25 protein-coding genes are annotated in these 24,001 nt (G+C 66.4%); 12 read left to right on the top strand and 13 right to left on the bottom strand.

The genetic code is table 11. The features are described from left to right. Positions 1-57: 57 nt before the first annotated feature. Positions 58-2,442 (bottom strand): PAS domain S-box protein, encoded by a 2,385-nt coding sequence (locus MUG98_RS00850; RefSeq protein WP_265110301.1) that lies wholly within the window; start codon positions 2,440-2,442, stop codon positions 58-60. 204 nt (positions 2,443-2,646) lie between these two features. Between MUG98_RS00850 and MUG98_RS00845 the strand changes: the two genes are divergently transcribed. Together MUG98_RS00845 and ftsZ are read left to right on the top strand one after the other, a co-directional pair. Beyond that, positions 2,647-3,969 (top strand): D-aminoacyl-tRNA deacylase, encoded by a 1,323-nt coding sequence (locus MUG98_RS00845; RefSeq protein WP_265110300.1) that lies wholly within the window; start codon positions 2,647-2,649, stop codon positions 3,967-3,969. A 159-nt stretch (positions 3,970-4,128) separates the two neighbouring features. Next, entirely contained in the window at positions 4,129-5,301 is a 1,173-nt protein-coding gene (gene ftsZ, locus MUG98_RS00840; RefSeq protein ID WP_265110299.1) for a cell division protein FtsZ, read from the top strand. Between the two features lie 186 nt (positions 5,302-5,487). On the opposite strand, the gene MUG98_RS00835 is transcribed toward ftsZ, so the two are convergent. Continuing rightward, complete coding sequence (locus tag MUG98_RS00835) at positions 5,488-6,123, bottom strand: ferritin family protein (protein ID WP_265110298.1); 636 nt, start codon at positions 6,121-6,123, stop codon at positions 5,488-5,490. Between the two features lie 97 nt (positions 6,124-6,220). Between MUG98_RS00835 and MUG98_RS00830 the strand changes: the two genes are divergently transcribed. Continuing rightward, positions 6,221-7,408, top strand: a complete 1,188-nt coding sequence (locus tag MUG98_RS00830) for an MBL fold metallo-hydrolase (RefSeq protein ID WP_265110297.1) — start codon at positions 6,221-6,223, stop codon at positions 7,406-7,408. Positions 7,409-7,422: 14 nt separating this feature from the next. Here the strand turns inward: MUG98_RS00830 and MUG98_RS00825 are convergent, their stop codons facing one another. Then, complete coding sequence (locus MUG98_RS00825) at positions 7,423-7,758, bottom strand: 2Fe-2S iron-sulfur cluster-binding protein (RefSeq protein WP_265110296.1); 336 nt, start codon at positions 7,756-7,758, stop codon at positions 7,423-7,425. Positions 7,759-8,038: 280 nt separating this feature from the next. Here MUG98_RS00825 and MUG98_RS00820 point away from each other — a divergent pair, with 280 nt between their 5' ends. Continuing rightward, entirely contained in the window at positions 8,039-9,442 is a 1,404-nt protein-coding gene (locus MUG98_RS00820) for a geranylgeranyl reductase family protein (RefSeq protein WP_265110295.1), read from the top strand. 253 nt (positions 9,443-9,695) lie between these two features. Then, positions 9,696-10,508: a DUF4397 domain-containing protein gene (locus MUG98_RS00815; RefSeq protein WP_265110294.1), complete on the top strand. Its 813-nt coding sequence runs from the start codon at positions 9,696-9,698 to the stop codon at positions 10,506-10,508. 36 nt (positions 10,509-10,544) lie between these two features. Here the strand turns inward: MUG98_RS00815 and MUG98_RS00810 are convergent, their stop codons facing one another. After that, complete coding sequence (locus MUG98_RS00810) at positions 10,545-11,819, bottom strand: amidohydrolase (RefSeq protein ID WP_265110293.1); 1,275 nt, start codon at positions 11,817-11,819, stop codon at positions 10,545-10,547. Positions 11,820-11,952: 133 nt separating this feature from the next. Then, on the bottom strand, positions 11,953-12,288 hold the full coding sequence (locus tag MUG98_RS00805) for an uS10/mL48 family ribosomal protein (RefSeq protein ID WP_265110292.1): 336 nt from the start codon (positions 12,286-12,288) through the stop codon (positions 11,953-11,955). Positions 12,289-12,399: 111 nt separating this feature from the next. Between MUG98_RS00805 and MUG98_RS00800 the strand changes: the two genes are divergently transcribed. The 3 genes from MUG98_RS00800 (at position 12,400) to MUG98_RS00790 (ending at position 14,960) form a co-directional block, all read left to right on the top strand. Next, on the top strand, positions 12,400-12,837 hold the full coding sequence (locus MUG98_RS00800; protein WP_265110291.1) for a bis(5'-nucleosyl)-tetraphosphatase: 438 nt from the start codon (positions 12,400-12,402) through the stop codon (positions 12,835-12,837). Between the two features lie 264 nt (positions 12,838-13,101). After that, complete coding sequence (locus tag MUG98_RS00795) at positions 13,102-13,791, top strand: DUF4013 domain-containing protein (protein WP_265110290.1); 690 nt, start codon at positions 13,102-13,104, stop codon at positions 13,789-13,791. A 74-nt stretch (positions 13,792-13,865) separates the two neighbouring features. After that, entirely contained in the window at positions 13,866-14,960 is a 1,095-nt protein-coding gene (locus tag MUG98_RS00790) for a DUF5787 family protein (protein WP_265110289.1), read from the top strand. A gap of 47 nt (positions 14,961-15,007) precedes the next feature. Here the strand turns inward: MUG98_RS00790 and MUG98_RS00785 are convergent, their stop codons facing one another. Beyond that, entirely contained in the window at positions 15,008-15,511 is a 504-nt protein-coding gene (locus MUG98_RS00785; protein ID WP_265110288.1) for a DUF5797 family protein, read from the bottom strand. Positions 15,512-15,707: 196 nt separating this feature from the next. On the opposite strand from MUG98_RS00785, the gene MUG98_RS00780 reads away from it, so the two are divergent. Then, positions 15,708-16,796: a sodium:phosphate symporter gene (locus tag MUG98_RS00780; RefSeq protein ID WP_265110287.1), complete on the top strand. Its 1,089-nt coding sequence runs from the start codon at positions 15,708-15,710 to the stop codon at positions 16,794-16,796. Between the two features lie 336 nt (positions 16,797-17,132). On the opposite strand, the gene MUG98_RS00775 is transcribed toward MUG98_RS00780, so the two are convergent. Beyond that, positions 17,133-18,422 carry an MFS transporter gene (locus MUG98_RS00775; RefSeq protein ID WP_265110286.1) on the bottom strand — a complete coding sequence of 430 codons (1,290 nt, stop codon included), beginning with the start codon at positions 18,420-18,422 and terminating at the stop codon, positions 17,133-17,135. A 116-nt stretch (positions 18,423-18,538) separates the two neighbouring features. On the opposite strand from MUG98_RS00775, the gene MUG98_RS00770 reads away from it, so the two are divergent. Further along, on the top strand, positions 18,539-18,796 hold the full coding sequence (locus tag MUG98_RS00770) for a DUF5789 family protein (protein ID WP_265110285.1): 258 nt from the start codon (positions 18,539-18,541) through the stop codon (positions 18,794-18,796). Between the two features lie 70 nt (positions 18,797-18,866). Continuing rightward, a complete protein-coding gene (locus MUG98_RS00765) occupies positions 18,867-19,175 on the top strand; it encodes a transcription factor S (protein ID WP_265110284.1) in 309 nt (102 codons plus the stop codon). 333 nt (positions 19,176-19,508) lie between these two features. On the opposite strand, the gene MUG98_RS00760 is transcribed toward MUG98_RS00765, so the two are convergent. The 4 genes from MUG98_RS00760 to MUG98_RS00745 all read right to left on the bottom strand — a co-directional run bounded on the left by MUG98_RS00760 (position 19,509) and on the right by MUG98_RS00745 (position 22,159). Next, entirely contained in the window at positions 19,509-20,270 is a 762-nt protein-coding gene (locus MUG98_RS00760) for a methyltransferase domain-containing protein (protein ID WP_265112528.1), read from the bottom strand. After that, a complete protein-coding gene (locus MUG98_RS00755) occupies positions 20,251-20,628 on the bottom strand; it encodes a nascent polypeptide-associated complex protein (protein ID WP_265110283.1) in 378 nt (125 codons plus the stop codon). Before MUG98_RS00755 ends, MUG98_RS00760 begins: the two co-directional genes overlap by 20 nt. 204 nt (positions 20,629-20,832) lie before the next feature. Continuing rightward, complete coding sequence (locus tag MUG98_RS00750; RefSeq protein WP_265110282.1) at positions 20,833-21,615, bottom strand: Ig-like domain-containing protein; 783 nt, start codon at positions 21,613-21,615, stop codon at positions 20,833-20,835. A gap of 55 nt (positions 21,616-21,670) precedes the next feature. After that, entirely contained in the window at positions 21,671-22,159 is a 489-nt protein-coding gene (locus MUG98_RS00745; RefSeq protein ID WP_265110281.1) for a PUA domain-containing protein, read from the bottom strand. A gap of 223 nt (positions 22,160-22,382) precedes the next feature. Between MUG98_RS00745 and MUG98_RS00740 the strand changes: the two genes are divergently transcribed. Continuing rightward, positions 22,383-22,583 (top strand): hypothetical protein, encoded by a 201-nt coding sequence (locus MUG98_RS00740; RefSeq protein ID WP_265110280.1) that lies wholly within the window; start codon positions 22,383-22,385, stop codon positions 22,581-22,583. Here MUG98_RS00740 and MUG98_RS00735 read toward each other — a convergent pair. Then, on the bottom strand, positions 22,580-23,077 hold the full coding sequence (locus MUG98_RS00735) for a LabA-like NYN domain-containing protein (protein ID WP_265110279.1): 498 nt from the start codon (positions 23,075-23,077) through the stop codon (positions 22,580-22,582). The two genes, MUG98_RS00740 and MUG98_RS00735, sit on opposite strands and share 4 nt — an antisense overlap. Positions 23,078-23,169: 92 nt before the next feature. Continuing rightward, the gene (locus tag MUG98_RS00730; protein WP_265110278.1) at positions 23,170-23,994 is read right to left on the bottom strand and encodes a M48 family metallopeptidase; all 825 of its coding nucleotides are present in this window, start codon (positions 23,992-23,994) and stop codon (positions 23,170-23,172) included. Between the last annotated feature and the right edge of the window lie 7 nt (positions 23,995-24,001).

Below are 24,001 nucleotides of genomic sequence, written 5' to 3'. Positions count from 1 at the left end.
TGCTCTGGTATTACCCGGTGATCGTACTCGGTGTCGTATCGCCCGGTGAGTCGATCGTCAGGTGTCGTCCTCGAAGTACGCCTCGAGAAGTTTCGCCTCGGCTACGCGCAGGTGCTGGTGGAACGTCTGGCGAGCGATACCGAGCCGATCGGCGATTTCGCCGGCGTCGCTGTTCCGGCTGGGCCACTCGAAGTAGCCGCCGTAGTAGGCCGCCTCGAGCGCCGTCCGCTGTTTCTCAGTCAGGTCCGGTTCGACCGCGGACCCGAACTCCCGCCCCGTGTCGAGCGGTCGTTCGACGTCTCGTTTGGCGACGAGATCCGTCTCGGGATAGGCCGACTGGAGCGCGTCGACGAGTTCGCGAACCGCCGTGTCGGGGCTGGCCTCGACGACCAGCGTCGCCACCCCATCGTCGATCTCTTGCAATCGGACCCGTGCACCGTACTCGGTGAGGAAGGCGGCGATCGTCGATCCGTGGATCTCGAACTCCCAGCGATGGTCCGCCGACCCCGCGTCGATGCACCGCACTTCCCGAATCTCCGGGCGGGCCGCCGCGAGTTCGCGAAGCCGATCTGCCTCGATCCCGGACGCGGTGAGATAGTAGACGAACACTTCGTCCGTCAGCGGGAGCAGGTGCTCGATCGAGAGCCGACAGCCGCCCTCCCGGGAGAGGTCGATACACACGTCCCCGCGATCGGACGCCTCGAACTCGAGTTCGACGACGGTGTCCGCGTAGAGGAGTCGACGAACCTCCATGGCGTTGATCGCGTGGCCGATCGTAGCGCCAAACTCCTGAAGGATCTCTCGCTCGCGCTCCCCGAACGCGTCCGGGACGGGCGCGTACAGACCGAGTAACCCGACCAACCGCCGTTCCGCGACGAACGGAACTGCAGCCACGGCCCGGTAGCCGTGCTCGTCGGCGACGGCCCGCCACTCGTCGATCGGGTCCTCGTGGAGGTGTCGACGGGCGGCGACGAGTTCCCCCTCCACGGCTCGAACGGCAGGATCGTCGATCGACGCTTCGGTGGGTGCGGGGAGGAGACCGGCGTTCGCCGGTACGTCACCGCCGGCCCGCACGTGCGGATCGAACCCGTCCGCGGACGCGGAGTCGTACGTGCCGACGACGGCCGCGGCGATCGAATCGACGGTGACGAGGGTCTCGACGATCGTCACTTCCAGTTCCCGTCGCGTCTCGGCGCTGACGAGTTCGTCGTCGATCGTCCGAATGACGCCGTTGAGCTGCTCGAGCCGCTCGAGTTCCCGTTCGCGCGCCTTTCGATCGCTGACGTCGCGACCGATTCCGGTGAATCCCAGGACGGTGCCGTCGTCGCGGCTCATCCGGGCTCCGCTGAACTCGTACGGAATCCGCGTTCCGTCTTTCGTCAGGAGCTGTGCTTCCGCGGTGATCTGCTCGCCCTCGTCGAGGATCCGACGGATCGCGGACGCCATCCGGTCCCGGTCCGCCGGTACGACGAACTCGGTGGGCTCCATTTCCGCCAGCTCCGCGTCGGTGTATCCCGTGACGGCCGGCACCTGCTCGTTCCACTCGCGAAACGTCCCGTCCGCATCGAACGCGTAGACGATGTCGGGCTGGGCGGCGAAGACGCTCTCGGTGAACGCCTTCTCCTCGCGGAGTTCCCGTTCGCGCGCTCGCCGCTCGCTGACGTCGCGACCGACGCCGGTGACGCCCAGCACGGTCCCGTGCTCGTCGATAATCGGGGCACTGTTGAACTCGTAGGGGATCCGATCCCCCGTCGCAGTCAGGAGGTTCCCCTCGATTGCGACGCGGTCACCCTCCTCGAGGATTCGATCGATCGCAGCACCGACCCGGTCGCGGTCCTCCGGGGCGACGAACGAGAGCGGGTCCATGTCGACGAGTTTCTCGGGGTTGTAGCCGGTCACGGTCTCGAACCGATCGTTCCAGTGAAGCAGCGTGTCGTCGCGGTCGAACGCGTAGAGGATATCCGGCTGTGCGTCGAGGATGCTCTCGACGACCGCCTTCTCGGTGCGAAGCGCGTCCGCCTGTTCGTGCTCGACGGTCACGTCGTGCGTGACGACCACGTATCCGTTCGTCGTCTCCGCGTCCTCGTCTCGCACCACGGCGAGTACCTCTCGGGCCCAGTACCACGAGCCGTCTCGTTTCCGTCGCCACCCTTCGGTCTGAATCTGTTCGGCCGTGGCCGCGTCGGCCAACAACCGATCGGGGCGGTCGTCTTCGCGCGCGGGATCCGGGAAGAACTGCTCGTAGTGGACCCCGATGGCGTCGGACTCCCGGTATCCCGTGAGCTGACTGGCAGCCTCACTCCAGACCGTCACGTAGCCGTCCGGATCGAGCACGTAGATCGCACAGTTCGGAACCAGACGGGCCAACCGACGCGCTTCGAAGGGAAACTCGTCCAATCCCGCGTTTCGATCACCGTCGGCCGTCGAATCGTTGGCGGTCATCTTCGATACCGAAGAAACGAACAGTATACCGTCCAGATCAAAAAAGCCCGCCGCTGGAGCACGCGCGCCTATTACGTGAATCAGGTGATATCCAGCGGATATCGGCACGATCATCGCTTCCCCGTCCGCTCGGACCGGTGGTCGAACTCGTTCCCGGGAGCGGAAAATCGATTCCGTTAACGGCCTCCCGCCCCCGCTTCAGGTATGACCCTCGCCATCGTCGAAAGCCGCGCCGATCGCGCGTCGGTCCACGTCTGCGACCACCTCCGCGAGCACGCGACGTGGCAGGAACAGACCGACGACGACCGGGACGCAGCGGACGGCGGCGGCACCTATTACCGGACCGACGGTGCCGAACTCCGCTCGTTCGACGACCTTCACCTCGAACTCGACTCGCCCGCCGAGGCATTCGACTGCGATCCCGACCTGCTCGTGTTCGCCTCGCGCCACTCCGGAGACACCGGCCCACTGCTGACGGGCCACTTCACGGGGAACTTCGGCCCGGCGGAGTTCGGCGGCGACGACGAGGCCCTCGCCGAGGCGTGTCCGAACGCGCTCGCCCACCTCCTCGCGGCTTTCGACGAGCACGCACCCGACGGCTACGACGTCGGGATAGAGTGTACGCACCACGGCCCGAGCACGGTCGGCTGTCCGTCCCTGTTCGCCGAACTCGGCAGCGGCGAAGCCCAGTGGGAGGATCCGGCGGGTGCCGAGGCCGTCGCCCGTGCGATTCTCGACCTGCGCGGGGTCGCTCCCCACCGCGAGAGACAGATCGTCGGTTTCGGCGGCAACCACTACGCACCCCGGTTCGAACGGATCGTCCGCGAGACGTCCTGGGCCGTCGGACACGTCGCCGCGGACTGGGCGCTCGACGCGATGGGACGACCGGCGAGTCACCGCGAGGTACTCGATCGAGCCTTCGCGGCAAGCGACGCGGAGATCGCGGTCCTCGACGGCGACCACTCCGACCTCGCGGCGACGCTCGACGACCTGGGCTGGCACACCGTGAGCGAGACCTGGCTGCGCGAGGCCGACGACCGATCGCTGGACCTCGTGGAGGCGGTCGAGACGGAACTCGGTCCCGTCGACGACGGCATCCGGTTCGGCGAGCGGCGGGACCCGTCGTTCGTCGTCGTCGATCTCCCCGCGCAACTGGTCGACGCCGCGGAGGCGATCGACCCCGATCGAGTGCGAACGATCGTCGAGCGCGCCACCGTCGCGTTCGAGACCGAGAACGGCGGGAGTCGCGTCGGATCGGCGGCGGCCGTCCCGGCGTCAGGGGTCCGCGAATCGATCGTCGAGGCGCTGGCAGCGGTACTCGAGACCAGGTACGACGCGGTGACGATCGAAGACGACGCCGTCGTCGCCGAGGAGATCGCGTTCGACCCGACGATCGCCCGCGAGGTCGGCGTCCCCGAGGGTCCGAAGTTCGGAGCCCTCGCCTCCGGCGACCCCGTCACGATCGATGGCGAACAGGTCACTCCCGAGAGAGTTTCCAGCCGTCGGACGCGAGAGTTCCCTATCTGACCGACCGGAAATGAAATACTAATTCGGCACTACCGGCTGTGATAGCGTGGTTTCCACCACGTCCCGAAGTTGACAGGTAACTAATCACTTACATGTCAGACAGGCGGCTGACGTGTAGGGGAAAGGTAATTATGCTCCATCTTTTACTCTGGAGCAAGAATGGACTCTATCATCGACGACGCCATCGACCAGGCCGAAGACGGGGGGTCGGGCGAGGCACCCGACGACGTGCCACGGGACGGGCACTCACCGAGTGAGGGGACGGCCGACGGCAGCCGAGACAGGGGAACGATGACCGACGACGAACTGAAAGACGTTCTCCAGGACCTCCAGACCGACATCACGGTCGTCGGCTGTGGCGGTGCCGGTGGGAACACCATCAATCGCATGCACGAGGAGGGGATCCACGGCGCGAAACTCGTCGCCGCGAACACCGACGTCCAGCACCTCGTGGAGATCGAGGCCGACACCAAGATCCTGATGGGCGAGGAGAAGACCGGCGGCCGCGGGGCCGGTTCGCTCCCGCAGGTCGGCGAGGAGGCCGCCCTCGAGAGCCAGCAAGACATCTACGACGCCATCGACGGGTCCGACATGGTGTTCGTCACCGCCGGCCTCGGTGGCGGCACCGGGACCGGGTCCGCTCCGGTCGTCGCCAAGGCCGCCCGCGAAGCCGGCGCGCTGACGATCTCGATCGTCACGACGCCATTTACTGCGGAGGGAGAGGTCCGCCGAACGAACGCCGAAGCGGGTCTCGAGCGTCTCCGCGACGTGAGCGACACCGTGATCGTCGTGCCGAACGACCGCCTGCTCGATTCGGTCGGCAAACTGCCCGTCCGCCAGGCGTTCAAGGTCAGCGACGAGGTGCTGATGCGATCGGTCAAGGGAATCACGGAACTGATCACGAAACCCGGCCTCGTCAACCTCGACTTCGCCGACGTTCGCACGGTCATGGAACGCGGCGGCGTCGCCATGATCGGGCTCGGCGAGGCCGACTCGGAGGCCAAGGCGGAGGACTCGGTCAAGACGGCCCTCCGATCGCCGCTGCTCGACGTCGACATCTCCGGTGCGAGTTCCGCGCTGGTCAACGTCACCGGCGGCAACGACATGGCCATCGAAGAAGCCGAGGGCGTCGTCGAGGAGATTTACGACCGGATCGACCCCGACGCGCGCATCATCTGGGGGACCTCGATCGACGAGACGCTCGAGGGCAGCATGCGGACGATGATCGTCGTCACGGGCGTCGAGTCGCCCCAGATCTACGGTCGCCCGGACGGCGAGGCCGTCCAGCCAGAAGCGCCGGGCCGGGGTGACGACATCGACTTCGTCGACTGAGCGAGTACCCGAGACGCGCGTCGACGGTTCGAGTCCAGGATCAGGTTCCGGTTCGCGTTCACGGCGATTTTTATCCGCTGCAGTCCCGAATGAAACGATCCGTGCGCCGATCGCACGACGGCGGGCAATCGTCCCGACAACCGCACTGTTCGACGAGACGCCGGGATCGATCCCTCACGCGACGACTCAACAGATCGACCTGGGATCCAGGCCGAGGTCGTCCATCGAGTCCGCGTACGCTCCGTAGGCGTCGTCGATCACGTCCTCGGCGGCTGTCACCGCGCGATCCCGGTCGTCGCGGCCGTCACAGACCGCCTCGAGCAGCGAGCTGGCTCGATCGCCCTGGGCCGACGTTTCGGCCCGCAACTCCCGGAAGCGGTCGGCGCGTCGCTCGTCGCCCTCGTTGATGAAGAAGCTCACGACCTGCAGGTGCGTCCGTTCGCCGATCAGCGAGCGGGCGACGACGCCGCCGAGGCGGGTTGCCGTCGTTTCGAAGGCTCGCAGGCGGTCGTGCATCGGTCCGCCGGCCGCGTCGTCGACGTCGTGCTCGCCGTCGAGCATGGCCACGACCCGATCGTAGTGGTCGCGCTCCTGTTCGCGAAAGTCGGCGAAGACGTCGCGCGCTTCCGCGTGATCCTCGTCGGCGGCCCAGGTCCCGAAGGTCTCCATCGCAGCGCGTTCGCTGTCCGCAGCGGTCCGAAGGACCGTCGCTTCCGTCAGGTCCGCGTCGGTGAGCGCGACGAGGAGGTTCGACGATCCGAGGCGGTCGAGTTCGGTAGCCATCGAGTCCTCGATCTCGCGCTGGAAGTCGGCAGCGTCCATACCGCCACGTCCACGTCACCCGTGTTGAACGTTGGTGGCGGTCCGTGCGCCGAGCCTCGGCCGCGACGTTAACTGGCGGGGACGCGTATCGACCGCCATGACCGACCGGAGCGAGGACGCCGAGCGACCGACCGACGAGACGCCCTCGATCGCTCCCGACGCGCTGGCCGAACGGTTGCGATCCGCCGACGACGAACTGACCGTCCTCGACGTCCGCGACCGCGACGAGTTCGAGCGGTGGCACATCGCGGTCGACGGGATCGAGGCCGTCCAGATTCCCCACGTTCGATTCGTCCAGGCCGAAGCGACGGGCGGCGTGACCGATCTGGCGGCCGACCTCCGCGAACCGATCGTCGCGGTCTGCGGCCACGGGGAAGCGAGCGCGCACGCCGTCGGCCTCCTCCGCGACGCCGACGTCGACGCGCGAAACCTCGCCGGCGGAATGGACGCCTGGGCCGACCTCTACGCGGCTCGCGAACTCGACGTCGACGCGCCCGCGACCGTCCTGCAGTACGACCGCCCCTCCAGCGGGTGTCTCGCCTACGCGATCATCAGTGACGGCGAAGCAGCGGTGATCGATCCGCTCCGGGCGTTCGCCGATCGGTACGTCGACGACGTCGAGGAGCGGGGCGCGGAACTGCGCTACGCCGTCGACACGCACGTCCACGCGGATCACGTCAGCGGCGTCCGGACCCTCGAATCGCGGACCGGCGCGGCGGCAGTCGTCCCCGCGGGGGCTCGCGATCGCGGCCTCGCGTTCGACGCCACGACCGTCGCGGACGGCGACGAACTCCGCGTCGGCGACGCGACGCTGACCGCGGTGGCGACGCCCGGCCACACGACCGAGTCGCTCTCGATCCGCCTGGGAGACGTCCTGTTCACCGGCGACACGCTGTTTCTCGAGGGCGTCGGACGACCGGATCTGGAGCGCGGCGACGACGGCGCGGCCGCGGCCGCCAGACGGTTGTACGAGAGCCTCCAGGAGAAAATTCTGGCCCGACCGGACGAGACGACGATCGCGCCGGGTCACTACGGCGACGCCGCCGAATCACGCGCGGACGGAACGTACGCCGCCCGACTCGAGACCGTGCGCGATCGGATTGCCCCGCTTTCGGCGGCCGAAGACGAAGACGAGTTCGTCGCCCGCACCACGAGCGACCTTCCTGCGCGGCCAGCCAACCACGAGCGCATCGTCGCGATAAATCTCGGACTCGAGGACGTCGACGAGGAGACGGCGTTCGAACTCGAACTGGGACCGAACAACTGTGCGGTCGCCGACCGATAGCGCGGCTCTCCTGTTCAGTCGTCCGCCGCGGCCGCATCGTTCGATCCGTCGGTTTCGAGGTCGCTCTCGATGCTCGGCGGGTACTTTCCCCGATCGAGTTTCAGATCCGACTGCGGCCGTGCCATGCAGGTGAGCGCGTAGTTCTCGGCCTCCTCCTCCGTGAGGCCGCGGGCGGCGGGCTGGGTGACCTCACCCTCGACGATTTCTGCGGAACACGCCAGACACATGCCGACCCGACAGGAGTACTCCTGGGCGATTCCCTCCTCGAGACACCGGCTCAGAACGGTCTCCTTGTCCGTGCACGTGATCGATTCGCCAGTGCCGACGAATTCGATCGTGTACTCAGTCATACAGGCGGCTACGGAAGACCCCACTAAAACTCTTTTATTACGTTTTTGTCGTATCAGTGGCGACGGGAATCGACTCCAGGGTCAGGTACGCGTCTCGATCGGCGTCGAATCACCGCCCGGCGACGCACGGATACGCGAGGCAAAAGCCCGCAGCGATAGCCGTGGATAGCCGACTCGGCTAGGGGGTCGAGAGACCCCGCACCGTATCCGGATTTTGCCTTCGGATTCCCGACAGATCGCACATAAAACGTTTTGTTACCTCGGTAACGACAACGCCATTATGAGCACGCAGGAGCAGTCCGCCACCGCGACCCCCGAACGGCACTCGCCGGACGTCGTCGTGGTCGGTGCCGGGACTGCAGGATGTTACGCCGCAGCGACGATCGCGCGAGCGGGATACGACGTCGTCGTCCTCGAGCGAAAGTCCGAGGAGGAAGCAGGCCACATCGCCTGCGGAGACGCACTGAAAGGTGCCGACGCCTTCCCCGAGGCGATCCCGAAGTCACAGCTCGAACCCGCGTTCACCAACACGGACGTCGATCACGGCCGCTTCGAGATTCCACAGGAAGACACCGTCCTCGAGATTCCGGTCCCCGGCGAACTGGCGGTCATCGATCGCTGGGAGTACGGCCGACGGATCATCGAGGGGGCCGGGGACGCCGGCGTCGAGTTCCACTACGACACCGTCGTCCAGAACGTCGTCCAGGCCGACGACGGCCGGGTGACCGGCGTCGAGGCGATCCGCAAAGGGTCGCCCCAGACGTACGAGGCCGACGTCGTCATCGACGCGGCCGGGTCGTTGTCGGTGCTCCAGGACAACGTGGACTTCTCGGACTCGACGTTCGATACGAACGTCAACTACACCCACTTCTGTTCGGCCTACCGCGAGATCGTCCACGTCGACGAACCGGTCGAGTGGTCGGACGCGCTGGTGTTCAAGCCGACCGAACGGGCAGCGGGCTACCTCTGGTACTTCCCCCGCACCGAGACCGAGATCAACGCCGGACTGGGCTTCCAGATGACCGAGGAGCCGATGGAACTCGTCGACGACCTGAAGCGGGACCTCCAGAACCGACCCGAGTTCGCCGGCGCCGAAGTCGAGGACAAACTCGGGGCCGCACTGCCCACCCGCCGCCCGTACGACTCCGCGGTCCACCCCGGATACATGGCCGTCGGCGACGCCGCCGGGCACGTCAACCCCACCACCGGCGGCGGCATCGCCGGTGCCGCCTACGCCGCGACCTACGCGGCCGAGCAGGCGATCGAGGCCCTCGAAACCGAGGATTACGGCGAAGCCACGCTCTGGCGGTACAACGAACGCGTGATGGACCACTTCGGGGCCCGGTACGCGGCGCTCGACGTCTACAACATCCTCTCGACCGCCGTCGACGTCGACGACCTGATGGGACTGCTCGCTGCGATGCCCGGCGACAAACTCGCCGAGGCACTGTACTCGGGCAGCACGAACATCGGCACGAAGCTCAAACTCGAGGCCCTGCTCAAGAGCCGCGGCCACTGGGGCACCATCTGGAACCTCTACCGGACGAAACGCCGCGCCGACGAACTGCTCGCCCACTACGAGAACTACCCCTCTCACCCCGCAGCCCTGGACAGTTGGCAGGCACAGCGCGACGACCTGATGGAGTCGATCTACGAGACGACCGGGGCCGATCCCAAGTACTAACACCGACCTTTTACTCTGCGATCTCTCGCGCTCGCGACAGCGGAACTACCTGCCCTCCCCGAGTCACGTGTCCCGAACTCTGTGCGCGACGCGCTCCCGGCCACCGACCTGGGACGTAGCTGTAGCAGGCAACCCGCGGGTCGTTCCGATCGACTCTCCCACTGCCGGAGCACGATCGGTCCGCCCGAGCACAGTACGAGCCCTACTCTGTAAGGGGGATTTGACTTTGAAAGTGACGTTGGAGGTGAGCGTGATGTCACGGAACCAGACCAGACGGCGTGTACTGACGATCGTCGGTGGAACAGGCGTGGCGATGGTCGCTGGTTGTCTCGGCGGCGACGACAGCTCTGACGAGATGGGCGACGATGACGAGGACGAAATGGATGACGGCGCGGGCGAGGAAATGGATCACGGGACGGATAACGAGGAGGAGATGGACGAGGAACCGGCCGAGATCCGCGTCGCACACCTCTCCCCCGACGCACCGAACGTCGACGTCTACGTCGACGACGAGCCGGTACTCGAGGACGTCCCCTTCCGGGCGGTTAGCGACTACCTCGAACTCGATCCCGGCACGTACGGCGTGATGATCACGGCCGCGGGCGACCCCGATACCGTCGTCTTCGACGAGGAACTCGAAGTGATGGAGGGTGCGGTCACCGTCGCCGCTATCGGGGAACTCGCCGAGGCGAACCAGCCGTTCGAAGTCACAGTACTCGAGGACGACCTGAGCGATCCGGGCGAGATGGCCCGCGTCCGACTCGTCCACGCGTCCCCCGACGCGCCCGCGGTCGACGTCACGGTCGGCGACGGCGAGACGGTCCTGTTCGAGGACGCCGCCTTCGGCGACGCCGCCGCGGTCGAGGTCGAACCAGGTAACTACGCGCTCGAAGTGCGGCCCGCGACCGAGAACAACGACGGCGACGTCGTCGCGACCTTCGACGTCAGTCTCGAGGCCGGCACCGTCTACTCGGCGTTCGCCGTCGGCTACCTCGACCCTGACGCGGCCCCAGCCGACGAGCCGTTCGACCTCGAGGTCGTGTCGGACGCCCACGGCGACGACTAGTACGCACCGGCCGCAGCGGACGCAGCGGCCTCGACGTTACGGCCGATCGCGACCGATCCGATCGATCGCCCCGGCGATCGTCTCGATGCCGTGGCCGATGCTCGCCTCGTCGACGTCGAACGTCGCGGTGTGGTGGCCGCCGGGGTGGTCGGTACCGACGCCGACGTAGCAGGCCAGGCCGCCGTGTTGCTGGACCTCCCGCATCAGGTAGGTCGCGTCCTCGCTCCCACCGAGGGCGTCGCGTTCGAGGACGCGATCGACACCGTTCGCGTCCCCGGCGACGTCGGCGACGATCGACACCAGTTCGTCGTCGCTCGTCGCGCTCGGCGCGTCCGCACCGATCTCGATCTCGAGGTCACAGTCGTGCATTTCGGCGGCGCTTCTGAGCACCCGTTCGGCCGTCTCGTGCATGTACTCCATCAGGTCGGTCGTCTCGCCGCGGACTTCGGCGAGGATTCGGGCTTCCTCGGGGATCACGTTCGGGGCGCTGCCGCCCTCGGCGACGCCCGCGTTGACCCGGGTCGCGCCGTCGTTGTGCCGGGGAATGCTGTAGAGATTCTGGACGGCCGCGGCCATGGCTTGTACGGCGTTGCGTCCCTGCTCGGGGTGACCGCCCGCGTGGGCCGACGCGCCCGAGAACGTGGCCTCGAGGTGCCTGACCGCGAGGAAGCCGTCGATCCCCGCCACGATCTCGCCCGTGGGGTGATCGAGCCCGATGTGGAGCGCCAGCAGGTAGTCGACGTCCTCGATGTGCTCGCTCTTGGCCATCGACTTGCCGCCGCCGATGACCTCCTCGGCGGGCTGGAAGAACACCTTCAGCGTCCCCGCGAAGTCGCTCTCGGCGATACGCTGGAGCACGCCGATCCCGATCGTCGCGTGGGCGTCGTGGCCGCAGGCGTGCATGGCGCCCTCGTGTTCGGAGCGAAAGCCCTCCGCGACGGGTGCGTGGTCGGGGTCGTCGCTCTCCTCTCGCGGGAGGGCGTCGATGTCGACGCGCAGGCCGACGGTCGGACCCTCGCCGCGCTCGAGGACCGCGACGGCACCCGTGTGGCCCCCTTCGAGTTCGGCGAGGAGTTCCTCGTCGGCACCAGCCTCGCGGGCCCGGTCGTGCCACGCGGCCAGTTCGGCGGCGTCGGGAACCCCCATCCGCTGGTCGGCGACGGTCGCGTCCGGACCGACGTGGAGGGCGTCCAGATCGACGCGGGACTGGAGTTCCTCGACGATTCGGGCAGTCGTGTAGAACTCCCGCCACGCGGGTTCCGGTTTGCGGTGGAGGTCGCGGCGCAACGAAACGAGATCAGTGTCGGTCATAGGCAGTCATAGTCGAGGGGGAAGAAAGGCGTGACGACCGGCGACGGGAATCGAGGCGGGTGCCGATCGTCGCCTGTCGGGCAGATCCGCCTCACCGCTCACGAGTCCGGTCAGCAACCCGGATAGAAAGACGCTAGTTCCCGCGGCCGACGCCGTGAATCTGTTCGACTTCGGCCTCGATGTGAACCGAATCCGGGAACTCCTGTTCGGCGATGTTTCGCGCGAGGTTGTCGTGGCCGTGGATCTCGAGTTCCCGCGTGAAGACCGTGTAGTCCCACGAGGAGAACCGCCGATCGTCGTCCCCGTGGAGCCGCGCGTGTTGGGGAACCGAGAGTTTCTCCGGCGGATGCGAGTGGGGGCCCTTCAGTGCGGCCCCCTTCCGCTCGGCCGTCGATTTGATGTCGTCGACGATCCCATCGAGCGCGGCTCTGTCGCCGCTCTGGAGCGTGAGACGGGTGACGAAGGTCATGGCTGGTGGTGTACGAACGTCTACGGTCAGCGCGTAAAAACCTGCTGAGATACGTTTCCGCTGGACGAACAGTCCGATATTCTCTTAACGGCGCACCCGTTATTTCGGGTAATGGCAGTCGAAGCTACGAGCGCAGGCGCAATCCTCTTCCGCGATACGCGGGGCCGGCGCGAGTATCTTCTACTCAAGAGCCGCCCAGGTGACTGGGAGTTTCCCAAGGGCGGTGTCGAAGGAGATGAAGAGCTACAACAGACGGCGATCCGCGAAGTACAGGAAGAGGCAGGTATCGAACAGTTCCGACTCATCGACGGCTTCCGCGAGGACTACGACTACGTCTTCGAGGCGAACGGGAAAACGATCCACAAAACCGTTCACCTCTTCATCGCGAAGTCCTTCGAGGCGAGCGCGGAACTCTCCAACGAACATCGCGACCTCCAGTGGCGTGACTACGAACAGGCAGTCAACACGGTGACGCAGGACGGACCGCGAGAGATTCTCGAGGACGCCCACGTGTTCCTCGACGAACTCGAGGAGGAAAACGAAGTCTGAGCCCCGGCAGAGCGGTCGCCTCGACGGCACCGTCGCGCGGTCCGTGACCCGGTGGGCGCGATCGCGCCCACGACCGAAGGAGATGTTCTCCACCAACAGGTATGGGGCACAGTTCGACCCGATCGGGACGTCCTCGTATACTCCGTGGTCCGATCGGGACGTGGCTGCGGCCCGCACCGTCGCGAATCCCGTGACGCGGTCCGTCCAAGCAATCAAAGCGTTTATCAATGATCGATGAATCTACGATTCCTGAGCAGTGACAGCATGCTAGAAGATAGCCTTTCGTACCCAATGCGCGGCGACTGGATCGGACGAATTCTCATCGGCGGCGTCCTGACAGCACTATCGGTGGTGCTGCTACCGGCGTTCTTCGTCATGGGGTACTACGTACGGGTCCTCGAACGGACGATCGGCGGCTCCGAAGCCCCGCCGGAATTCGAACAGTGGGGCGAACTCTTCCTCGACGGGGTGAAAGCGACGATCATCACCTTCGTGTACTCCGTGGTCCCGACCGTAGCGTACCTGTTCGTCGTCTTCGGGTTGATCGGTGCCGGCGGAGCCGTGGGCGGCGACGGCGGTGGACTCCTCGCTGGCATCGGCCTCCTGACGATGCTGCTGATCGTCCCGCTGATGTTCGTGATCTACTACCTCGTGCCGGCCGCGCTGGCCAACTTCGCCAGCGAGGGAACGATCGGTGCGGCGTTCGACTTCGATGCACTCAAGCCCGTGTTGCTCAGCAGCGACTACGTGCTCGCGATCCTGATGCCGTTCGTCGTCGGGGTCGCGCTGAACGTCGTCGGGTTCATCCTCGGCATCACCGTCATCGGCCTCCTGCTGGTGCCGTTTATTAGCTTCTACGCGTACATCGCGATCTTCCGCATGTTCGGACTGGCGTTCGCGAAGAGTAGCGGCGGTGCAAGCGCACGCAGCGCCGATCGCGCCGTCGGCGCCTGATCTCGATCCGAGAGGGCGGTACTTTTGGCGCTCGTTTCGGCGGGTCACGCGTCGATCGAACCGCAGCGACCTTTATGATCGATCCCCTACCGGGCGCCACCGATCTCGCCGTGACCGACACCAGCCGTACCGACAGCGAGTTCGCGTTCGAACTGCGAACCTGCCGATGGGCCGAACGAGCGTGGCCGCCGACCGGCGAGCGACGCGACGCGGACTCGATCGTCGTCGCCCGGCAACTCGGGACGAAACGGCGGCGCTGGGATACGATCGTCCTCGAGTGCGATCGCGAGGCCCTCGAGCGTCGCGCCCGGTTCGGTCCCGATCGACTCGACAGCGACCTCCTCCACGTCGTCCGGAACGCACCCGACGAGTGGACCTACTACCGCGACGCGCTGCCCCACCCCGGCTACCCGTGGCGGTACGTTCGCGAGGCGATCCACCGCGCCGACGATCGGGGGATCCTCGAGACCCGTCGGGACGGAAACCGCATCCAGATCCGCCGCAAGTGGCCCTATCCCGACTGGGTCGAGCGGATCGTCGCGATCGAGAACAAACCCGACCTCGACAGGAGCGCGGCCCGCGCACTCGGGAGTCAACTCGAGTACGACGTCGCGATGGGACTGGCCGACGAGGTCTGGGTCGCGACCCGACGAACGGACGAGCGCGTCGAGCCGATCCTGTTCGAAGACCTCCCCGTCGAGGCTGGCGTCCTCGCGCTCGATCCCGGACCACCGTCCGCCGAGGTCACGTGGCATCCCCGCTCGCTCGCCGTCGACGAGCCGGGGACGCGGATCATCGAGCGACCGGACGGCGGCGCGCGGGACGGCTCCGCCGCCCGCTTCGAGTACGTCGATCGGGACGCGAAGGCCGAAAAACGGCTCGCGATCGCCGAGCGGGCCTACGAACGCGGCTGGCGATCGTTCGTCGAGACGATGCGCCCCGACTGTCGGCACTTCGAGTTGCGCTTCCAGCCCGGGAACCAGTTCGTTCCCCGCTGTCGAGCCAGGGGATGCGCTCAGACGGCGGCGGAGTGTTCCGGCTCCTGCCCCGAGTTCGAACCGGAACCCCCCGCGTGGAGAACGCGGGGCTGGCCGATCGAGGGCGGGCCGGGAGCGCGGTGTCGGCAGTTACTCGAGGAGCGACGGCGGCGACGGCGGCCGGAACAGTAAGCCGGCGGGCGGACGCAACCGGCCGGCAGAACGAGGCTCAACGACGGTCAGTCGGAGACGTCGACCTCGATGTCCTCGCGATCGACCGCCAGACGGAACGTGGGGACGGTCCGGTACTCGACCTCGACGACGCCCTTCCGCCGGAGACTCTGCAGGCCCGATCGGACGGTCTCGGCCCCGGGATCGACGTCGTACGTGTCCCGGAGTTTGTGCAGGACCGAGACGACGCTCTCGGACTCCTGCTCGGGGCCGGCCAGTACCGCGACGATCTGGCGCTGGAGTTCGGGGACGCGAATCCGGGAGGGGATCCCGTCGTCCTCGGGGTGGCTCTCGATCCCGGGTTCGACGTCGACGAGGTCGGCGGCCTCGCTCGTCGCGCGAATCAGGCTGTTGTCGTCCCGGAAGTAGTAGTCGCCCAGTTCGTTCTCCAGGTACTGGTGCACCTCGCTGCCGCTGTCCATTTCCCACCGTTCCTGTAGCTCCGAGTTCTTCGTCGGCTGTAACTCGACCACGTCGGCCAACCGATCTCTGGCCTCCTCCGAGAGGGTCATCGTCGAAGCGTATGCGTATCCGGTACTTTTGCGTTGCGTCCCGTCTTCCCCGCCGGACGATCGACCGTCGTGTCCCGTCCGTCGCTGGCTGCGACCTGGCGTACGAGCCGCCACCGTCGTGCGGTTCTTCGCGTCGTTGAAGACGGCTGATCGCAACCTTTGTACGGCTGACACGAGTCCGTAGGAACAGCAGACAGTGGATACGGATCGCAGGAACGACCTACTGGAACGGGGGCGTGCATCCGGCCCGTTACTGATCGGTGTCATCGTGTCGTTACTGCTGTTCCTGTTCGCGGTTCAGTTACTGGGAACGTCGACGGAGGCCGCGGTGGTTCCCCTCGAACGGCTCTTCAGGCGATACGTCGCCGGCAGTGGGCCGGCCCTGGGGGTGAGCTGGCTCGCCACGTACGTGCTCACCAACGGGTCGGTGGTGGCGGCCCTGTCCGTGTCGCTGTTCAAGGCAGGAATCCTCACGGCCTCACAGCTGTTCCTGATGGTCGCTGGCTCGCGGCTCGGGGCCGCCGCTATCGTCCTCCTGATCGGGGGCCTCGACTACTTCCAGAAACGGCGCTATTCGATCGGCGAGGCGACCAGTCTGGGAGTACTGACGTTTCTCTTGACCCACACGGTCTACGTGCCGGCGACCGTTCTGGGGTATCTCCTCTTGCCATCGCTCCGGACGATGCTCGGGGGCGTGAGCGACCGGTTCGAACTCTCACGTCACCCGCTGGCGGTCTTCGAACCGGTTACCGGGGCCATCATCGACGCCATCGGTGTGGGACTGGGCCTGGTGGTGGCCCTTCTCGCGCTATTTGTCAGCCTCACCCTCTTCGATCGGGTACTCGAGCGGGTCGACACCGAGTGGCTTCGCCGGCGATTCTTCCGTCGGTTCCAGCACAAGTGGACCTCCTTCGGACTGGGCATCCTCGTCACCGGTGCCACCACCAGCATCGCCTTCTCGCTGGGGGTGGTCGTGCCGCTCTATAACCGGAACTACGTCACGCGGCGGGAGATCGTTCCCTACATCCTCGGGGCGAACATCGGGACGCTCTTCGACACGGTCCTCATCGCTATCCTTCTGGAATCCACAGCGGGAGCGACGATCGTGCTGTCGCTACTCGCAGTCGGAACGATCATCACGGGTGGAATACTGCTGTGGTTCCCGCGGTACTTCCACGCCGTCGAAACCGTCCAACTCCGTCTCGTTGCCGACTACCGGTACCTCGCCGCGTTTCTCCTCTCGCTGGTCGTGGTCCCGGTGCTACTCGTCTCGTTCCCCTTCTAGCCCGTGGCCGTTACTGTCGGTTCTATCGGGGGATTCCACCGAGACCGAGAGGCGCTATCCTCGCGGGCGAGTCGTCCCGCTCCTATTCGAGCCTTCGAGACGACGTTGCGACCAGGCCCGCTGTCGACGAGGTTCTCGTGGCGTACGACGGGACGCCGCTCTCCAAGATGGCGCCACGGAAGCGGGCCCACGACCGATCGACGGAACTGCTCGCCGAGGCCGAGGCGGCGGCCGCCGAGCACGATCGAGAGGTGTCGACGGCGACCGAAGTCGGCAAATCCGCGGACGACCGTGACCGTCGTCAGGTGACGTCCTCACCGCGCGATAGCCGCGGGATCAGTCGTCCCCGACCACCGGCACCGGTTCGGTCGTCTCGAGAGTCTCCTCGATCTGGGTGTAGACCAGGATCGCGCCGAGGACGGCGAGAACGGTCCCGAACGCGAACGGGACGGGGAAGCCGAAGCCGATCAGCGCGCCCGAGGAGAGCGGGCCGATCGCGATTCCGAAGCCGAAGGCCATCGTCAGCACCGAGAGCTTCGAACCGGATTCGCCTTCGCCCGCGAGGTCGCCGGCCAGCGCCAGGGACGGGGCGAACACCATCGCGCCCGCGATCCCCTGGAAGAGGCGTGCCACGAACATCGCCTCCGGGGTCCAGACGAGGCCCTGGACGAGCGTCGTCGGGATCAACAGGACCATGCCACCGACGACGAACGGCCGCCGCCCGTACACGTCACAGGCGCGCCCGATCGGCGTCTGGAGCAGGACCTGGGCGAGGATGAAGGCCGCGAACTGGACGCCGAACCAGGTCGATCCCTGGTCGAGGCGGGCGTTGACCTGCGGCTGGATCGTCGCGAACAGCGCGATCGCCGTCGCCATGAACAGCGAGGCGATCCCGAGCGTGAAGATGGGATCGAACAGGTGGGGTCCCGACGAATCGAAGACGTCGATCGAGAGGTTCGCGGCGGCGTTCGCCCGCGTCGATTCGGGATCCGTGATGAGGGCCGTCACCAGCAGGGAACTGATCGCGGCCGTGATCGCGGCGATGTAAAAGGCCGCGTCGAACCCGTTGATCGACGGCCCGCCCGGCAGCGCGTACGGCCCGGCGTTGACGACCGCGCCGGCCACCACGGGGCCGGCACCGAAGCCGGCCAGTCGGAACGTGTTGTAGACGCCCATGCTCCCGCCTCGATCGCCGGTCGTCGAGAGTTCGTTGACCAGCGCGACCGACGTGGGGATGATGAAGGCGACGCTGATACCCTGTAGCCCGCGGATAGCCAGCAGCGAGACGTACGACTCGGCGAAGACGTACGCGAGATTGGTGATCGCGAGCCCGCCGAGCCCGATCAAAATGAACGCCTTGCGCTTCCCGACGCGATCGGAGAGCCGACCCGTGAACGGCTGAAAGGAGCTGTTGAGAAACCCGAATATCGAGAGGATGATCCCGATGATCATCGACTCGCCGAGCCCGAACGTCGCCCCGGAGACGACGTCGCTCGCGACGTACAGCGGGATCACGATGATGAGAAACGAGTTGCCGACCCCGTCGGCCATCCGGGCGAACGACAGCGTGAGCACTCGTCGATCGACGGCGAATCCGGCAACAATCCGACTGGCGAAACCTCGCATCGACTCACCACTCCGTGATCCATCCCGATTACGGTTTCGAACCGAAATGTCGATCCGCGGCACAGTCAGCACCGACAGGAGCGAGGTACAAGCCAGCAGCGGGCGTACCGTTGCGTATGGCGACAGAAGTCAAACTCAGCGAAATGGAATCGACGCTGGAAGCGCTCGACTACCCCATCGCCTGCGAGGAGGCCGCAGACGAACTGGGGACCGTTACGCTCTTGCTGGCCGACGGGGAGCGGAATCTGGGCAACCTCGTCGCCGACAGTACTGCCGATCGGTTCGAGTCGGCCGCCGACCTCCAGTCGGAACTCCACAACGTGTTACCCCGCGAAGCGGTCGGCGAGCCGTTCCAGTCCGAAGGGGAGGGCTAACGCGGATCGAGCGAAGCGGACGAACTAAACGGGCCGCTTAAGTCGCTCGACCGACGTAGGCCGGACAACGATGGAATTTTGCGACGAATGCGGTTCGATGATGAAAGCTGAGGACGGGATCTGGGAGTGTGGCAGTTGCGGATTCACGAAGCCGAAAGGCGACGCCGCCCAGTACACGCTCACGGAGGACCAGGAGGCCAGCGAGATCATCGAGTCCTCCGAGGAGACGTCGCTGCCTGAAACCGACGCGCACTGTCCCGAGTGTGGGAACGATCGCGCCTACTGGTACATGCAACAGATCCGGTCCGCCGACGAGTCAGAGACGCGCTTTTTCATCTGTACCGAGTGCGAGTACAAGTGGCGCGAAGACGACAACTGAGACACCGAGTCGGAACTGGCCGTCGAGGACGTCAACTGAGTCGGTAGTAGGTGGCCCGGAGGTGTGATTTGGCCAGCCGATCGGTGCGAAAACCGTGTCTCGCCGGAAGCGGCGGGGTGCCAGCACCGGCTCCCGACGGCACGACGGTAGGTGGCTGGTGGGATTCGGCGCAACCAACGTCTGGGGGTCCGTTGGCAGCGTCACTGGATGGCAGTGTGCCGTTCTCGAACGGCGGATACACGTTGGGTCGGGAACATCAAAGGAGCAGTGCCAACAGTGTTTGGGTCGTCGACCGACGAGTTACCGCGTCAATAGCACGGTCGTCGATGCCGGCTACTCGTTTCGGGCGATCGTCAGGTATCCCGTGTGTCCGACGGGTGCCGTCGACGGACGCGAGCCACGGTCGTCGAAGTCCATCTCCCGCTGGATCGTCTCCCGCGTCCGGACGTTCGCCAGGCCCGCCTCGCGCGCCGTCCGGGCGACCTCCCGGGTCGACTCGACGAACGGGCTGTAGACGGCGACGAACCCGCCGTCGACGAGCAACTCGGGCGCGCGGGCCACGACCGCCGGCGCGTCGGCGGTGTCGAGCGTGATCACGTCGAACGACGCCGCCCCGAGGTCGGCGAGGTCGTCGGTGACGTCGCCGGTCCGAACCTCGACGGCGTCGGCGACCCCGCCCAGCGCCATGTTCTCGCGGGCGACGTCGGCGAAGTCGGGGTCCTGTTCGTAAGTCACGACCGACGCGCCGGCCCGGGCCATCGACGCCGCGAGGACCCCCGTCCCGGTCCCCGCGTCGAGGATCCGATCGTCCCGCGAGATGCCGGTCTCGCCGATCACCAGGCCGACGTCGCGGGGCACCATCGGCGCGCCGGTCCGCTCGAAGTGGTGGAACAGGTCCGGTCCCCGGAGTCGGCGGACCCGAAACTCGTTCCCGAGATGCGTCTCGATCGCGTCGCCGGGTTCGACGTCCGCGGGAATCTCGAGGACCCCGAGGTCGGTTCCTTTCTCGGTACCGGGTTCGACGAGGTACTCGCGATCGCCGCGGACCAACAGGACCGGCTGGCTCACGCGCGGGTCACTCGAGGGACTCGACAGCGGCGGCGAGGTCGCCGTCGTTCGCCTCGAGGGCCTCGCGGGCCTCGTCCTCGCTGACGCCGGCGCGACCGGCGACGAGTTCGACGTCCGCGTCCGGGATCGACGGTCCGGCGTCGGCACCGCCGTCCGCACCCCCGCCGGCCGCGCCGGACTCGACCTGTTCCGGGGAGCCGATGACCTGGTAGGTCTCCTGGCCGCGGGCGTCCATCTTCGTGACTTCGGCGTCGTTGAACACGAGGTCGTACTCGTCGGTGCGAATGATGACCTCCTCGGCGTCGATGTCCTCGACGTCGATGCCCATCTGCTCCATCATCTGTTCCATCTTGCGCGGATTGAGTCCGCCGCCTCCTCCAAACATACTCGGGGTATCGCCACCCGCGGCCTTTTACTTTGTCGTTCGAGAGCGGTGCGTTTCGCGCGAATACCGGGGCCTCGCGATCGATGCGGGGCGGGATATCGCCGGAATCTCACGATCGATTCGGGGCGGCGCTCCCCGGAGACCGTCTCCGCGTCCGACGCTCGGATCTCGGTTCTCGAACCCCGGGACCGACCGGAGAACTGGTCAGTCGATCCCTCGCTTGTAGATAGTGACGGTACCGTCGACTTCGATATCCGCCATGAGACCCCAGCACTCCTCTCGGTACTCGTAAGTGTCCGATCCGCCGGCGTGGACGTCGATCGCGACGTCGTAGTTGCCGCCGCTCGTGAGGACGTCCTCCACCCGCACACTGCGGTCTACCTCGATCGTCTGGGACGTGCTCGTCCCGTCGCAGCGATCGTCGACCGTCACCGTCGCCGCCCGGGGCGGTCCCTCGGTGCCGATCCAGACGTCCGCGGTCTTCCCCGGATAGCAGTCGTGTTGCGTATCGCCGGGCCCCTGGAGCGGTTCGATCCGGCCGATCGTGACTCCCTCGTCGGTGATCGCGATCCCGTGTCGATAGCACGACCGTTCGGTCCACGTCCGGGTGTACTCCTCGTCCCCGACCGTCACCGTCACGGTGAGATCGTCGGCAGCCTCGAACGCGGAGTGTTCGACGACGCGTTCGCCCGGGTCGAGGTCGTAGCGCTCCTCGAACGTCGCCACCGCGATGGACGCCTCGATCGGGTCGTCCCGTTCGTTCGCGATCGTCAGCCCGGGCTGGGCGCCCTCGAAGCAGTACGACGGATCGCCGGTTCCATCGGTCAACAGCGCCGAGAGCGGTTCGGCCGCGACGCCGCACTCGTCCGACGCCGGCGGTTCGTCGTCGCCCGCGCCCGGATCGGCGCCGGAACTCGGGTCGGCGCCCAGGCAGCCGGCGACGACTGCGCCGGCCGCGACGGAGGCCAGTAGTGATCGTCGGTTCATACGCCGAACAACTTTCGGAAGGCGTATATCGGTGCCCGTAGCTAAAACGGCTCTTTCAGCGGTCGCCCGGCGCGCCTTCGCGCACGGTGACGGCCATCCCCGTGTCGAAGTCGGCGATCGCCGCCGCGTCGAGTTCCGCACGGCCGACCGCGAGCACCTCGCCGCGCTCGTGGGTGACCAGCACCTCGTCGCCCGGCCGGATCTCCGGGCCGACGTCGACGACGAACTTCGCGAAGACGTTCTTCTCGTCGCGAACGAAGGGTTCGCTCTCGTCGTCGACGACGACGCGATAGGCCGGTTCCTCGAGGGCCGCGTCCAGTCGACGACCGCCGTCGAGGCCGAGCGTGAACCGCCCGTCGATTCCGAACGAGACGATCCGGCCGTCCTCGCCGTGGACCTGCTGGGGACGGCCCGAGGACGTCCGCTTGATCGTTACTGACTCCTCCGGTGGGAACAGCGCCGCCCCCGCGCCCGCACCGAACTGGTAGTCCGCGATCGTCCGGAGTTGAGCCAGGCCCGCGCTCCCGTCGGCTGGATCGGTCATCGGTTCCCGTTCGGCGTGGGCCGTCGAAAGCCCTTCGACTGCGCGGAGACGTGTCGCGCCGGGACGTGCGGGGATACACTGCGACGGTCCTGTCGTTCGTTATCGCGACGATGCCGTCGTTTGTCGTCACGACGGCCCCGCCGTTCGGCATATGCTGACATTCATCATATCCGGACTATCATCACGAACGTTATATACAGCGAGTCAGTACTCGGCTGCTGAGATGGATCTCACGCAAATTTCCCTCGGGGTGGCCCTCCTCGCGGTGAGTTCACTGACGCTCGCCGGGCCGGCCGTGTTCGAGTCGCGCGTCTCCGTCTACGCGTTGACGGGGGTGACGCTGATCGTCGCGGCAGGGGCGTTACTCGTCGGCGTCGCGAACGACGCGCACCCTCGAACGAGCAAGATCCAGCGACGCCGCTAGAGCAAAAAGGTCTCGTGGCGTTCGCCGAGATCGAGGAAGGACTCGGCCTCCGCGATCAGTTCCTCCGCGGTCGAGGACTCGAAGGCCATCACCTCGACGCGAACGCCCTCGTGGCGCAGGTGAGAACAGAGCCGCGAGAAGTCCCCGTCGCCGGTACAGAGCACGATCGTGTCGACGTGGTTGGCCAGCGTCACGGCGTCGAGGCTCATCCCGACGTCCCAGTCGGCCTTCTTCGAGCCGTCCGCGAAGGTCTTGATGTCCTTGATCTTCGTCTCGAATCCGATGTCGACCAGGGCCTCGAAGAAGCTCTCCTCCTCCGGGGAATCGGCCCGGATGACGTAGGCGATCGCTCGCGTGAGCTGGCGGTCCTGGACGGCCTTCTCGAGCAGCGCGGAGTAGTCGATGTTGCGGCTGTGGAGACTCTGGGCCGTATGGTAGAGGTTCTGGGCGTCGACGAGGACGGCGACCCGCTGGCCCGGATGAATCTCGGTCATATCCTAGCCGTGTCGGGCAATCGTAAAAACCGCTTCCCTCGAACCGCGCGAGTTCCCGGGATAGGCAGGCCAACCTGACCGTCCGCCGATCGTTAGCCCCGAAGCTTCTCGATCCGTTTTTCGGTCGGCGGGTGCGTCGCGAACAGCTGTGACAGGAGGCTCCGGTTCGCGTTGAAGATACACAGCGCGCTCACGCTGTCGTCGACGGTCGACTCGCGCCCCTCGGCACCCTTCGAGATTTTCTCGAGTGCCCGTGCGAGCGGATCGCCGCTGCCGATGTACTGGCGGGCGTCCTCGTCGGCGACGTACTCGCGGTACCGCGAGATGGCGAGCACGAAGATCATCACGAGCATCTGTGCGATATTCGAGATGACCATCCCGACGATGATACCGCCGAGACCGCGCTCGTTACTCATGATGTAGACCATGTAGGCGACCCAGCCGACCATCATCGCGATCGAACTGCCGACGACCATCGCGAGGACGTCGCGGTTCTTGATGTGGGCGAGTTCGTGGGCGATCACGCCCTCGAGTTCGTCGCGCTGGAGAAGTCGAACGAGTTCCGTCGAGACCACGACGACGCCGTTGCCCTTCCGGCCCGTCGCGAAGGCGTTCGGGACGCCCATGTCCATGACCATCAGTTTGGGTTTCTCGATGTCCATGTCCCGGCACAGGGACTCGGTCATCCCGTGGATGTCCCGATACTGGCCCTCTTCGGGCATCTCCTCCGCCCTCCGGGTCGCAGACCACACGCCGATCTTGTACTGGATGAACGGGAGGACGAGGAGACCGAGCAGGACCAGCGGCCACGCGCCGGGGCCGAGCATCGCCAGCCCGAACGCACCGACGAGCATGTAGAACGCGAACAGGATCGATCCGACGACCGCCATTCGCACTTTCAAGCCGAAGTCAGTCATACACGAA

Origin of the sequence: Halosolutus halophilus (assembly GCF_022869805.1) — an archaeon.
In the GTDB taxonomy this organism is placed as follows: domain Archaea; phylum Halobacteriota; class Halobacteria; order Halobacteriales; family Natrialbaceae; genus Halosolutus; species Halosolutus halophilus.
This window is presented reverse-complemented; position numbering and strand designations above follow the sequence as displayed.

What these genes read in the sequence shown, in the direction of transcription:
- MUG98_RS00810 (WP_265110293.1), bottom strand. Translation starts at nt 11,819, where the DNA reads ATGACCGACACTGATCTCGTTTCGTTGCGCCGCGACCTCCACCGCAAA.
- MUG98_RS00730 (WP_265110278.1), bottom strand. Translation starts at nt 23,994, where the DNA reads ATGACTGACTTCGGCTTGAAAGTGCGAATGGCGGTCGTCGGATCGATC.
- MUG98_RS00745 (WP_265110281.1), bottom strand. Translation starts at nt 22,159, where the DNA reads ATGACCGATCCAGCCGACGGGAGCGCGGGCCTGGCTCAACTCCGGACG.
- MUG98_RS00805 (WP_265110292.1), bottom strand. Translation starts at nt 12,288, where the DNA reads ATGACCTTCGTCACCCGTCTCACGCTCCAGAGCGGCGACAGAGCCGCG.
- MUG98_RS00750 (WP_265110282.1), bottom strand. Translation starts at nt 21,615, where the DNA reads ATGAACCGACGATCACTACTGGCCTCCGTCGCGGCCGGCGCAGTCGTC.
- MUG98_RS00845 (WP_265110300.1), top strand. Translation starts at nt 2,647, where the DNA reads ATGACCCTCGCCATCGTCGAAAGCCGCGCCGATCGCGCGTCGGTCCAC.
- MUG98_RS00815 (WP_265110294.1), top strand. Translation starts at nt 9,696, where the DNA reads ATGTCACGGAACCAGACCAGACGGCGTGTACTGACGATCGTCGGTGGA.
- MUG98_RS00785 (WP_265110288.1), bottom strand. Translation starts at nt 15,511, where the DNA reads ATGACCCTCTCGGAGGAGGCCAGAGATCGGTTGGCCGACGTGGTCGAG.
- MUG98_RS00830 (WP_265110297.1), top strand. Translation starts at nt 6,221, where the DNA reads ATGACCGACCGGAGCGAGGACGCCGAGCGACCGACCGACGAGACGCCC.
- MUG98_RS00850 (WP_265110301.1), bottom strand. Translation starts at nt 2,442, where the DNA reads ATGACCGCCAACGATTCGACGGCCGACGGTGATCGAAACGCGGGATTG.
- MUG98_RS00800 (WP_265110291.1), top strand. Translation starts at nt 12,400, where the DNA reads ATGGCAGTCGAAGCTACGAGCGCAGGCGCAATCCTCTTCCGCGATACG.
- MUG98_RS00775 (WP_265110286.1), bottom strand. Translation starts at nt 18,422, where the DNA reads ATGCGAGGTTTCGCCAGTCGGATTGTTGCCGGATTCGCCGTCGATCGA.
- MUG98_RS00790 (WP_265110289.1), top strand. Translation starts at nt 13,866, where the DNA reads ATGATCGATCCCCTACCGGGCGCCACCGATCTCGCCGTGACCGACACC.
- MUG98_RS00755 (WP_265110283.1), bottom strand. Translation starts at nt 20,628, where the DNA reads ATGTTTGGAGGAGGCGGCGGACTCAATCCGCGCAAGATGGAACAGATG.
- ftsZ (WP_265110299.1), top strand. Translation starts at nt 4,129, where the DNA reads ATGGACTCTATCATCGACGACGCCATCGACCAGGCCGAAGACGGGGGG.
- MUG98_RS00735 (WP_265110279.1), bottom strand. Translation starts at nt 23,077, where the DNA reads ATGACCGAGATTCATCCGGGCCAGCGGGTCGCCGTCCTCGTCGACGCC.
- MUG98_RS00740 (WP_265110280.1), top strand. Translation starts at nt 22,383, where the DNA reads ATGGATCTCACGCAAATTTCCCTCGGGGTGGCCCTCCTCGCGGTGAGT.
- MUG98_RS00770 (WP_265110285.1), top strand. Translation starts at nt 18,539, where the DNA reads ATGGCGACAGAAGTCAAACTCAGCGAAATGGAATCGACGCTGGAAGCG.
- MUG98_RS00765 (WP_265110284.1), top strand. Translation starts at nt 18,867, where the DNA reads ATGGAATTTTGCGACGAATGCGGTTCGATGATGAAAGCTGAGGACGGG.
- MUG98_RS00795 (WP_265110290.1), top strand. Translation starts at nt 13,102, where the DNA reads ATGCTAGAAGATAGCCTTTCGTACCCAATGCGCGGCGACTGGATCGGA.
- MUG98_RS00825 (WP_265110296.1), bottom strand. Translation starts at nt 7,758, where the DNA reads ATGACTGAGTACACGATCGAATTCGTCGGCACTGGCGAATCGATCACG.
- MUG98_RS00835 (WP_265110298.1), bottom strand. Translation starts at nt 6,123, where the DNA reads ATGGACGCTGCCGACTTCCAGCGCGAGATCGAGGACTCGATGGCTACC.
- MUG98_RS00820 (WP_265110295.1), top strand. Translation starts at nt 8,039, where the DNA reads ATGAGCACGCAGGAGCAGTCCGCCACCGCGACCCCCGAACGGCACTCG.